Origin of the sequence: Shinella sp. BE166 (genome assembly GCF_051201095.1) — a bacterium.
GTDB lineage: Bacteria > Pseudomonadota > Alphaproteobacteria > Rhizobiales > Rhizobiaceae > Shinella > Shinella lacus.
Genome location: NZ_JBPEHL010000028.1, coordinates 23,928 through 34,540, shown reverse-complemented (window position 1 = coordinate 34,540; position 10,613 = coordinate 23,928). Strand labels below are relative to the sequence as shown.

Genomic DNA, 10,613 nt, shown 5'->3' with positions numbered 1-10,613 from the left:
ATGCCGGAACTGTCCCGCCAGGAGGTCGAGACCTCAAGGCTCGTCGCCGCGGAACTGCGCGCGCTGGGGCTCGTCCCCCACGAGAATATCGGCGGTTACGGCGTGGTCGCCGAGATCGCCGGCAGGGCGGAGGGGCCGACGGTTGCCCTTCGGGCGGACATGGATGCGCTGCCGATCCAGGAGGCGACGGGGCTCGCCTACGCATCGCGCCATCCGGGCTGCATGCATGCCTGCGGGCATGACGGGCACACCGCAGCGCTGCTGGGTGCCGCCGCCTATCTCGCCGCGACCCGGAATTTTGCCGGCCGCGTGCTGCTGGTCTTCCAGCCCGCCGAGGAACGCTACGGCGGCGCGCAGCCGATGCTCGACGACGGCCTGCTCGCGCGTTTTCCCTTCGACAGCATCTTCTCGTTCCACAACTGGCCGGGACTCGCCGAAGGCGCGGTGTCGGTCGCGGACGGCCCGGTCATGGCCGGCTCGAACGAATTCGAGGTGGTCTTCCGGGCCGATGGCGCGCACGGCGCGATGCCGCATTTGAGCGCCGACCCCATCCTCGCCGGCGGCTATTTCCTCACCGGCCTGCAACAGATCGTCTCGCGCACCGTCGATCCGCTGCAATCGGCCGTGGTCACGGTCGGCTCGTTCCATGCGGGAATGGCGCAGAACGTCATTCCCAAGGAAGCGCGGCTGCGCGGCACCTATCGCGGCTTCTCGCTCGCCATGCTCGCCCATATCCGCACACGGCTCGAAAACGCCGTGCGCGCCACCGCCGCGATGAGCGGCGTCACCGCCGAATTCACCCTCGACGGCCCCGACTTTCCCCCCGTCGTCAACAGCCCCCGCGAGGCACAGATCATGCGCGAGGTCGCAACGACGCTGGGTTCGCAGCAGCTCACATCCTGCCCACCCTCGATGGCCGGCGACGATTTCGCCATCTTCCTCACCGAACGCCCCGGCGCCTACGCCTGGATCGGCAACGGCACCGACAGCGCCGGCCTGCACCAGCCGGAATACAACTTCAACGACGCCATCCTTACGACCGCAGCCGAACTGCTCGCCCGGACCGCCGAGGCAAGTCTCCAGATGAAGACTGCGTAAGCCGGGACTCCAGGAGGCATCCATGGAAACGAACGCCATCGAAATTTCCAACCTGCACAAGCGCTTCGGCCCGCTGGACGTGCTCAAGGGCGTATCGCTGACTGCAAGGCAAGGCGACGTCGTGTCGATCATCGGCGGAAGCGGGTCGGGCAAGTCCACCTTCCTGCGCTGCATCAACTTCCTCGAAACGCCGAGCGAGGGCTCGATCACCGTTCATGGCGAGGCGATCGCCGTGCGACGTGGCAAGGACGGCGCCATGCTGCCCGCCGATCGCCGGCAGTTGCAGCGCATCCGCGCGCGCCTCGGCATGGTGTTCCAGAGCTTCAATCTCTGGCAACACATGACGGTGCTGGAGAACGTCATCGAGGCCCCGACCCGGGTGTTGGGCGTGCGGCGCGACGAGGCCATCCATGATGCCGAAACGCTGCTGCGCCGCGTCGGCCTCTACGAAAAACGCGACGTCTACCCGGCCTTCATGTCCGGTGGCCAGCAGCAGCGCGCAGCAATCGCCAGAGCACTAGCGATCAAGCCGCTCGTGATGCTGTTTGACGAGCCGACCTCAGCGCTGGACCCCGAACTCGTCGGTGAAGTCCTATCGGTCATCCGCGATCTCGCACGGGAAAAGCGCACCATGATCCTCGTCACCCACGAGATGAAGTTTGCGCGGGAAGTCTCGAGCCACGTCGTCTTTTTGCACAACGGCCTGATCGCCGAACAGGGCACGCCTGCGGAGATATTCGGATCGCCGCAGTGCGAACCACTGCGCAAATTCATCAGCTCCATCAACTGACGTCCAGACAATCGTGAAAGGGGAACCCATGAAAAACATCACGAAAATCGCTCTCGTCTCCTGTGTCGCCGGGCTCATGTCCGCCGGCGCGGCACTTGCCGAAACGGTCAAGGTCAGCTGGGCCGCCGAGCCATATCCACCTTCACCTCCCCGGATTCCTCCGGCAACTGGAGCGGCTGGGAAGTCGAGTTCGCGGCCGCGGTCTGCAAGGAGGCGAAGCTCGATTGCGAAATCACGCCGGTCGCCTGGGACGGCATCATTCCGGCGCTGACCAGCAAGAAGATCGACATGATCATCTCCTCGATGACGGTCACCGACGAGCGCCTCAAGACGATCGACTTTTCCGACAAGTATTATGATGCACGCGCGGCCATCGCAGGTCCAAAGGGCACCGCTTTCGAGGCCACGCCGGAAGGGCTGAGTGGCAAGGTGCTCGGCGTGCAGACCTCGTCAATCCACCAGCGTTATGCCGAAAAGCACTTCGGCGCCAGCGTCTCGGAAATCAAGGAATACCAGACGCTCGACGAGGCCCAGCAGGACCTTGCCGCAGGCCGCATCGATGCGATCCAGGGCGATTCCTTCGCGCTCAACAGCTTCCTGAAGTCGACCACCGGCGAATGCTGCGACCTCAAGGGTTATGTCGAGAAGGACGAAGCCATTCTCGGCCACGGCATCGGCATCGGTCTTCGCAGGGGCGACACGGCGCTGAAGGAGCAGCTCAACGCCGCGATCAAGGCGATCCGCGCCGACGGAACCTATGCCACCATCACGAAGAAGTACTTCGACTTCGACATCTACGGCGAGTGAGTTTCGCGCCGGAGCGTTCTTCGTTTCTATGAAACGCTCCATCTCACTTGATGCAAAATCGCTGGCCGGGACGACCGTGCTGGCCGGCGAACTTAGGCTGAACCTGGAAAGTGCCAATAGGTGTTCGATCTCACCCTTCTGTCGTTAAGCCCGCCCGGCTGGGGCGCGACGCTGCTGCGCGGATTTCTCAATTCCGTGACGCTCGCTGCCGGCGGCTATCTCATCGGCCTTGTCATCGGCATCGGCGGCGCGCTCGGGAAGCTAAGCGACAATGCGTTTCTGCGGGAACTGTGCGACATCTACACGACCGCCGTGCGCGCCGTGCCGGAACTGGTCCTGATCCTCGTCCTCTACTATGCCGGCACCGATGCGCTCAATCAGCTGCTTACGGTACTGGGCTTTGCCTCCGTCGATATCAGCGGCCTTGCCGCGGGCATCCTTGTCATCGGCGTGGTACAGGGCGCCTATTCCACAGAAGTACTTCGTGGAGCGATCCTTGCGATACCGCATGGCCAGGTCGAGACCGCGAAGGCCTACGGCATGTCACCCCTGCTGACGCTGCGGCGCGTCACCCTACCGGCCATGCTGCCCTTCGCCCTGCCCGGCCTTTCCAATCTCTGGCTGATTGCGACCAAGGACACCGCGCTTCTCGCCGTCGTTGGCTTCGGCGAGCTCACGCTCGCCACCAAGCAGGCCGCTGGAACGACGAAGGACTACCTCCTGTTCTATACGGCAGCGGCGGCGATGTATCTGTGCCTCACGCTCCTGTCCAATCTCGTTATCAAGCTGATCGACCGTCACGCGACCCGCGGATTGGCGGTGATGCATGCTTAGCACCAATACCCTGCCGGCGGTCTCGTCAGGCCCGACCGTCAGATCGGTAAAACCCTTTGCACCGATCCGCTACGCCCTCATTATCGCTGTCGTCTGCCTGGCTGTCTATTTCGGCCGCTGGGACTGGATCGGCGACTATTGGATGCGGCTGGCAAATGGCATCGGCGTCACGCTCCTTCTCTTGGTTTCGAGCTGCGTCCTCGGTTTCGCGTTAGCACTGCCGCTTGGCGTCGTCCAGGCGACCGGCCCTCGCCTGCTGGCCTGGCCGGCGCGGGCCTTCTGCACGGTCATTCGCGGAACGCCGCTGCTTCTGCAGCTCTGGATGCTCTATTACGGCCTTGGCGCCGTCTTCGCGCAGTTCCCCGAAATCCGCGCGTCCATCTTCTGGCCGGTTCTGCGCACCGCGTGGCCCTACGGGCTGGTGGCGCTCGTCCTGTCCTTTGCCGGCTATGCGGGAGAGATCATGCGCGGGGCGTTCGCCGGCGTGCCGAAGGGTGAGCTGGAAGCGGCCTATACGTTCGGCATGAACCGCAGGACCGCTTTCTTCAGGATCTGGCTTCCCCGCGCCGTGCAGCGCGCGTTGCCGACGCTTACCGGCGAGACCATCCTGCAACTCAAGTCGACGCCGCTGGTAGCCACGGTGACGGTTATCGATGTCTTTGCAGTGATCTCCAAGGTCCGGCAGGATACTTATCTCACCTACGAACCGCTGATTCTTCTGGCATCGATCTATATTATCCTGACCATAACGCTCACGCGTCTGTTGCGCATTTTCGAAGCGAGAGCGATCAGGCGCTAGAGAATTTGGGGACGATCAAATGGCATATCAGACGGACATTCGCGAAAGCACACGCATTGGCTTCGCGAGGGGTGAAACAGAGGGGCGCGGCCGGGTGCTTTTTGCCGCACGGGAGCCCGGCCGGCTCCTGGTCGTCACCGATGCCACGCCGGCTCACCCTGTCAGCTTACGTTGGCCGGACCAACCCTCGGATATGGGCACTCTTTCCTGGGCGGGCGCATCACAGAAGATAAGCGAGGCGCTGACCGGCTTTGCCAACAGCGAAACCGGCGAACTCCACATCGCAGAAGACGCGAAGGCGCTTGGCCGGGTAGGCGCGGAATGGGTGAGCATCGTCGTTCATGTGCTGGATGGCGAGGCCGCGAACGTTCCTGCACCAGGCACAGAGGTCGAGATCGCCATCGATGCCGATCACCGTGGGAAACTGAGCGCGGCACATACCGCCGCGCACCTTTCCGCATTCGCCCTCAACCGCGCGCTCGCGTCCTTCTGGACAAAGGAAGGCGCAACCGTCGATAGTCTGGGCGCCCCAGATTTCGACAAGGAGGCGATCGTTAGTTCGCAGCTTTCCCCTGAAGGCGCGACGGATATCTACCGCCTCGGCAAGAGCCTGCGAAAGAAGGGGTTCGACCAGGAAACCGCGACGGGCGGCCTTCCGGCAATCACCGATGCGGTCAACGCGACGCTCGCAACATGGCTCGCCCAGCCCGCGGATGTGACGCTTGAACCTGCCGAATCGCTCCTCGACACGCGGCGCATCTGGCGGTGCCTGCTTGACAGTCGCCCGGCGGAAATGTTCTGCGCAGGAACTCATGTCGCAAACCTCTCCTCGCTTGCGGCCGCCAGCGTGACGATCGCACGAACGGAGGACGGTCTCCCGATGAAGACAATCGTTCGAACCGCGTAAGCTACCCCTCCAGAGGTTTGATCAGCAAGTTCTCAACATCTGACAGTTAGGCCGGCGCTCCTCCACCCGACAAATATCGACAAACTACTCCTCCCCGCCCCCGGTTGCCACCAAGGCTCCCTCCTGCACGCCTTTTCGGCGCAGCAATCCCGCATCCTCGAGCGCCTCGATGTCGGGCAGATCACGTTGCGTCTGCATGCCGAAGGCGGTGAGGAAATGTTTGGTCGTGACATAGGTATAGGGCGCGCCCGGCGTCGGGCTGGGAGGACCGGACGCTGCTTGAGCCGACCGAGTAGATAGGTCGTGGTGGCCGTGGCGAGAACCCTGAGCTAAGGAGAGACACCGTCTCGCGACGGCCGCGCATCCAACCCGTCGGTCTGTTTTCAGATTGTGGTCAACCGGGCGCGGAGACCGGCAACTTCCTGCCGAAGAGCCTCAATCTGCTGCTCGGCCGGTAGAGACTTCTCATCTCCAACACCCGGATTCTCGAGAGGGATTTCTTCGTCGAGCTTGATGAGATGCTCGCGTAACTCTGGCACACCCGCGCCAAAGGAACTCGGATTGTTCTGGCAAATGCTGTCCTCCGCGGGGGAGACCATCGACGTCTTCGTCTTCGCAAGCACACTGCAGGCGTTCGATATCAGCGCGGTTGGCCCGGTCGGCCTCCTTAAACGACACCGCCAGTTGCTCGAGGAGATCGCGAGCGCGAAAGCGGCATCGAGCGTGGACCGCCGCAGATCACTTTCGACGACGTGCGCTCACCAGGGCGATGGGCGAGGACGGAGACCTGCAGAGCAGCGTACCCGACTCGACTTTGAGGCCCTGACATGATGTTGTCTGGAACTCAGGAGGACAGAGATGGCGTACGAATGGGATGAACGGCGCGCCCGGCGCGCGCATTTGGTGAAACTTGCGACCGCGATGGCATTGACGCTATCGGCCATCAGTGTGCCCGTCGCCGCACTTCTTGCCGCGTCACCCCCATGATGCCACGGCAACGCTAGTGCAAGGACGTCGAAGCATTCTCCGCCGCCAATTGATCGGCAGGAGAAGCAAATTGGACGATATGTCGGGCGCCTTTGCATCGACCACGGAGCGAACAGCATGGAACATCGCCGCCCGTCATCTGGCGCGCGGCCAGACAGATCCTGTGGTGATGATTGTCGACGAGATCGCGGAAGAGCGAAAACGCTGGATCGAATTGCTGTACGCAGCCGTAGGCAGGGACGCCGAACTCCCCGCCTTCATCGTCAATCCCGATCTTCAATGTTGAGCCGAAAGATCAGAACCTACGAGCGGACGGCTCCGGCTTCACATCGGCACGCACTTCTGCCAGAGTACCAGAGTGCTCAAGTCATTGGGCGCCAAGGCCCGGTCGAGTTATAGGAGGTAGCTCCCGGGCCGATTTCCTCTATTCTTTCTTGGCGTCTGCCGAGCCCGAGCTACGCGGCCGTATCGCTGCTGTAGCACATTCGCGCCGTCATACGGATCGAACCAGGCCTGCGATGTTATGTCATCCAATAGCAACTGGAGATCGCTCAGCTCCTCGGGCGGGAATGCCGTTTTGACGAACAAGTGTTCCATTGGTGCCTCCCACAAGCGCATTACAGGTGAGCAATCCCCCAGCCGTTTCAAGGTGGGTTTGCATCGTGCTCTTGAACGGATATGAACCAAAAACCCCTACTTTAACCAACGCAGACCCTAAAATGTCATTGAGCCATGTGCGCTTGCAACTGCCTTGCGCAGATCCCCGATGGCATCACTCGATGCCGCGGGCAGCTCCTGGCCCTCGAGATCCTTTGGCATCTTCCAGCCTGGTTCGACGCCCTCCATATTCGGCAGTTCATGGGCAATGCCCTTGTGGCAGTCGATACAGGTCGCCTTGCCCGGCAGGAGATACTTCGAGTGGATGTCGGCGGCCCGTTGCGTCTGCTTGGTGAAGTCCATCGCCGCGGCGGAATGGCAATTGCGGCATTCAAGGCTGTCATTCGCCTTCAGGCGCGCCCATTCGTGCTTGGCCAGCTCCAACCGCTTGTCGAGGAATTTTCCACGGGTGTTGATCGTGCCGAAGATCTTGCCCCAGACCTCCTTCGAGGCCTGCATCTTGCGGGCGATCTTGTCGGTCCACTGGTGCGGCACATGGCAATCCGGGCAGGAGGCGCGCACGCCGGAGCGATTGGTGAAATGCACCGTATTGGTCAGCTCCTGATAAACGTTGTCTTTCATCTCGTGACAGGAGGTGCAGAATTTTTCCGTATTGGTCAGTTCCAGCGCCGTGTTGAACGCGCCCCAGAACATCACGCCGCCGACGAAGCCGCCGAGCGTCAGGAAGGCGAGGCTGAGCGTTGCCGCCGGCGTCGTCAGAATAGTCCAGACCCAGAGCAGGATTGCCTTGATGCGCGCCATCATCATTCGCTTCCCGCACCGGTGACGCCGAGCTCGCTCATGTCCTTGAACGTGTTGCCGACAAGCGGCTTCTTGTCCGCCTGCGGCACATGGCAGGCGGTGCAGAAGTAGCGCCGCGGCGAGACGTCGGCGAGCATCTGGCCTTCACGGGTCATGTAGTGGGTGACGCTGATCATCGGCGCACCGGCATCCTGCGAGAACTCTCGCTTGTGACAGGACAGGCAGCGGTTGGCATTGACCGACAGCTGGTAACCGTCGATCGAATGCGGAATGATCGGCGGCTGCTCGGGGTAGGCGCGCATGCGCCTGATATCGTCGACGATCCACTTCGGCAGCGGATCGGCCGGCACCTCCTGCATCTTGTCTCCGTCAGGGCCGGAGAGCTGCGGCACCATCTGCGCCATGGCGCTGGTGGCGATCACGGCGGCGCTGAGCGCGGCCAGCAGCCATCCTCTGGGGAGGGTTATGCGACGGGTACGATCTTGACTGCGCATTTCTTGTAATCCGTCTGTTTCGAGATGGGATCGGTAGCGTCGAGCGTGACCTTGTTGATGAGCTGGCTGGCATCGAACCACGGCACGAAGATCACGCCTGATGGCATACGGTTTCGCCCGCGCGTCTCGACGCGCGAACGGATTTCGCCGCGCCGCGAGATGATGCGAATTTCCGAGCCCTGGTTGAGGCCGCGCTTGCGCGCATCGTCGGCATTCATGAAGCAGCGCGCGCCGGGAAATGCCTTGAAGAGTTCGGGCACGCGCATTGTCATCGAGCCGGAATGCCAGTGCTCGAGCACGCGGCCGGTGACGAGCCAAGTATCGAATTCGGCATCGGGCGATTCTGCCGGCGGCTCGTAGGGCACGGCGATGATCGCCGCCCTGCCGTCCTTGTTGCCGTAGAATTTCACCCCTTCGCCGGGCTTCACATAGGGGTCGTAGCCCTCACGGTAGCGCCACAGCGTTTCCTTGCCGTCGACGACCGGCCAGCGCAGCCCGCGCACCTCGTGATAGGTGTCGTAGGGTGCAAGGTCATGACCATGGCCGCGGCCGAAGGCGGCATATTCCTCGAACAGGCCCTTCTGGATATAGAAGCCGAAATGCTGGGCCTCGTTGTTGGCGTGCTCAGGCTTGACCTCGCTGATCGGGAATTTCGCGACGTCGCTGTCGGCATAGAGCACCTGATAGAGTGTCTTCCCCTTGTAATCGGGGTTGGCAGCGAGGATGTCCGCCGGCCAGACCTCGTCTGTTGTGAAGCGCTTGGAGAATTCCACCATCTGCCAGAGGTCGGAGCGCGCCTCGCCCGGCGCCTGCACCAGCTGATGCCAGACATGGGTGCGCCGCTCCGCATTGCCGTAGGCCCCCTCCTTCTCCACCCACATGGCAGCAGGCAGGACAAGGTCGGCGCTCATCGCCGTGATCGTCGGATAGGCATCCGACACGACGATGAAATTGTCCGGATTGCGATAGCCCTGATAGGTCTCGTTCGAGGTGTTCGGACCGGCCTGGACGTTGTTGTTGACCTGCACCCAGTAGAAATTGAGCTTGCCGTCCTTGAGCATGCGGTCCTGCTGGACGGCGTGGTAACCCGGTTTTTCCGGGATGATGCCGTGCGGAATGCGCCAAATCTCTTCCGCATGTTTGCGATGTTCCGGATTGGTCACCACCATATCGGCCGGCAGGCGATGGGCGAAGGTGCCGACCTCGCGCGCCGTGCCGCAGGCCGAGGGCTGGCCGGTCAGCGAGAACGGGCTGTTGCCGGGTTCGGAAATCTTGCCCGTCAACAGATGCAGGTTGTAGACCATCTGATTGGCCCAGACGCCGCGCACATGCTGGTTGAAGCCCATGGTCCAGAGCGACATGACCTTACGATCAGGGTCGGCATAGAGCTCGGCGAGCTGCTTGAGGAAGCCGGCCTCGACGCCGGTCATCTCGACCGCCTTTTCCAGCGTGTATTCGGACACGAAAGCTTTGAACGCCTCGTAGTCGATTGCCTGGGTCTTGGCCGGGTCGGCGGAATTGGCCGCCTTCACTTCGACGGGGTTATCCGGCCTCAGGCCATAACCGATATCGGTGACACCGCGCACAAATTTCGTGTGGTTCTTGACGAAATCCTCGTTCACCCGACCGGTCTGGATGATGTGATTGGCGATGTAGTTGAGGATGACGAGGTCGGTGCCTGGCTTGAACACCATCGGGATATCGGCCAGGTCCATGCTGCGGTGGGTGAAGGTGGAGAGCACCGCCACACGCACATGGTCGTGGCCGAGCCGCCGGTCGGCAATGCGGGTCCACAGGATCGGTGCATCTCCGCCATGTTCGAGCCCCAGAGCACGAAGGCGTCGGCATGTTCGAAATCGTCATAGCAGCCCATCGGCTCGTCCATGCCGAACGTGCGCATGAAGGCATAGGCGGCTGAGGCCATGCAGTGGCGGGCATTCGGATCGAGATTGTTCGAGCGGAAGCCGGCGCGCATAAGCTTGGTCGCGGCATAGCCCTCGAAGATCGTCCACTGGCCGGAACCGAACATGCCGAGCGCCGTCGGACCTTTTTCCTTCAGCACCTTCTTGGCCTGTTCGGCCATCACGTCGAAGGCCTCTTCCCAGATCACCGGCTCGAACTCACCGTCCTTGGCATAGGTACCGTCGCGCTTGCGCAGGAGCGGCGTCGTCAGGCGATCGGCCCCGTACATGATCTTGGAGAGAAAATAGCCCTTGATGCAGTTCAGGCCGCGATTGACCTCGGCCTGCATGTCGCCATGGGTGGCAACGACCTTGCCTTCCTTGACGCCCACCATGACGCCGCAGCCCGTGCCGCAGAACCGGCACGGCGCCTTGTCCCATTTGATTTCGAGAGCGCTCACGCCGCCCGGCACCGGCTGGGCGGCCGCCGGCAGTGCAATGCCGGCCGCCGCCGCAGCGACGCCCGCCGCCTGGGCCTTCAGGATGTCACGCCGCGTCAGTTCGCTGCCCATCAGCC

At 62.4% G+C, this 10,613-nt stretch carries 9 protein-coding genes and 3 pseudogenes; 7 read left to right on the top strand and 5 right to left on the bottom strand.

Annotation, left to right across the window (positions count from 1 at the left end):
- The 6 genes and pseudogenes from J2Y63_RS33195 to J2Y63_RS33170 all read left to right on the top strand — a co-directional run.
- The coding region (locus J2Y63_RS33195; protein ID WP_435269509.1) for a M20 metallopeptidase family protein at positions 1-1,098 on the top strand (1,098 nt) is incomplete at its 5' end.
- Positions 1,099-1,120: 22 nt separating this feature from the next.
- Positions 1,121-1,888 carry an ABC transporter ATP-binding protein gene (locus J2Y63_RS33190; RefSeq protein WP_435269508.1) on the top strand — a complete coding sequence of 256 codons (768 nt, stop codon included), beginning with the start codon at positions 1,121-1,123 and terminating at the stop codon, positions 1,886-1,888.
- 28 nt (positions 1,889-1,916) lie between these two features.
- Positions 1,917-2,695: pseudogene (locus J2Y63_RS33185) on the top strand (transporter substrate-binding domain-containing protein).
- Between the two features lie 120 nt (positions 2,696-2,815).
- Positions 2,816-3,529 (top strand): ABC transporter permease, encoded by a 714-nt coding sequence (locus tag J2Y63_RS33180; protein ID WP_435269507.1) that lies wholly within the window; start codon positions 2,816-2,818, stop codon positions 3,527-3,529.
- Complete coding sequence (locus tag J2Y63_RS33175; RefSeq protein WP_435269506.1) at positions 3,522-4,328, top strand: ABC transporter permease; 807 nt, start codon at positions 3,522-3,524, stop codon at positions 4,326-4,328. The genes J2Y63_RS33180 and J2Y63_RS33175 overlap by 8 nt, the downstream gene beginning before the upstream one ends.
- Before the next feature lie 19 nt (positions 4,329-4,347).
- Positions 4,348-5,235 carry a hypothetical protein gene (locus J2Y63_RS33170; RefSeq protein WP_435269505.1) on the top strand — a complete coding sequence of 296 codons (888 nt, stop codon included), beginning with the start codon at positions 4,348-4,350 and terminating at the stop codon, positions 5,233-5,235.
- An 84-nt stretch (positions 5,236-5,319) separates the two neighbouring features.
- Here J2Y63_RS33170 and J2Y63_RS33165 read toward each other — a convergent pair.
- Positions 5,320-5,511, bottom strand: a pseudogene (locus J2Y63_RS33165) (SMC-Scp complex subunit ScpB); the annotation flags it as partial.
- 107 nt (positions 5,512-5,618) lie between these two features.
- Positions 5,619-5,834, bottom strand: a complete 216-nt coding sequence (locus J2Y63_RS33160; RefSeq protein ID WP_435269504.1) for a hypothetical protein — start codon at positions 5,832-5,834, stop codon at positions 5,619-5,621.
- A gap of 458 nt (positions 5,835-6,292) precedes the next feature.
- Here J2Y63_RS33160 and J2Y63_RS33155 point away from each other — a divergent pair, with 458 nt between their 5' ends.
- Complete coding sequence (locus J2Y63_RS33155) at positions 6,293-6,508, top strand: hypothetical protein (RefSeq protein WP_435269503.1); 216 nt, start codon at positions 6,293-6,295, stop codon at positions 6,506-6,508.
- Between the two features lie 428 nt (positions 6,509-6,936).
- Here the strand turns inward: J2Y63_RS33155 and J2Y63_RS33150 are convergent, their stop codons facing one another.
- The 3 genes and pseudogenes from J2Y63_RS33150 to napA all read right to left on the bottom strand — a co-directional run bounded on the left by J2Y63_RS33150 (position 6,937) and on the right by napA (position 10,608).
- The gene (locus J2Y63_RS33150; RefSeq protein ID WP_256121190.1) at positions 6,937-7,641 is read right to left on the bottom strand and encodes a NapC/NirT family cytochrome c; all 705 of its coding nucleotides are present in this window, start codon (positions 7,639-7,641) and stop codon (positions 6,937-6,939) included.
- Between the two features lie 2 nt (positions 7,642-7,643).
- On the bottom strand, positions 7,644-8,135 hold the full coding sequence (locus tag J2Y63_RS33145) for a nitrate reductase cytochrome c-type subunit (protein WP_117372361.1): 492 nt from the start codon (positions 8,133-8,135) through the stop codon (positions 7,644-7,646).
- A pseudogene (napA, locus tag J2Y63_RS33140) lies at positions 8,105-10,608 on the bottom strand (periplasmic nitrate reductase subunit alpha). Before napA ends, J2Y63_RS33145 begins: the two are co-directional and overlap by 31 nt.
- Positions 10,609-10,613: the final 5 nt, after the last annotated feature.

Coding starts and splice junctions, on each gene's coding strand:
- J2Y63_RS33190 (WP_435269508.1), top strand. CDS start 1,121: ATGGAAACGAACGCCATCGAAATTTCCAACCTGCACAAGCGCTTCGGC.
- J2Y63_RS33175 (WP_435269506.1), top strand. CDS start 3,522: ATGCTTAGCACCAATACCCTGCCGGCGGTCTCGTCAGGCCCGACCGTC.
- J2Y63_RS33170 (WP_435269505.1), top strand. CDS start 4,348: ATGGCATATCAGACGGACATTCGCGAAAGCACACGCATTGGCTTCGCG.
- J2Y63_RS33160 (WP_435269504.1), bottom strand. CDS start 5,834: ATGGTCTCCCCCGCGGAGGACAGCATTTGCCAGAACAATCCGAGTTCC.
- J2Y63_RS33150 (WP_256121190.1), bottom strand. CDS start 7,641: ATGGCGCGCATCAAGGCAATCCTGCTCTGGGTCTGGACTATTCTGACG.
- J2Y63_RS33145 (WP_117372361.1), bottom strand. CDS start 8,135: ATGCGCAGTCAAGATCGTACCCGTCGCATAACCCTCCCCAGAGGATGG.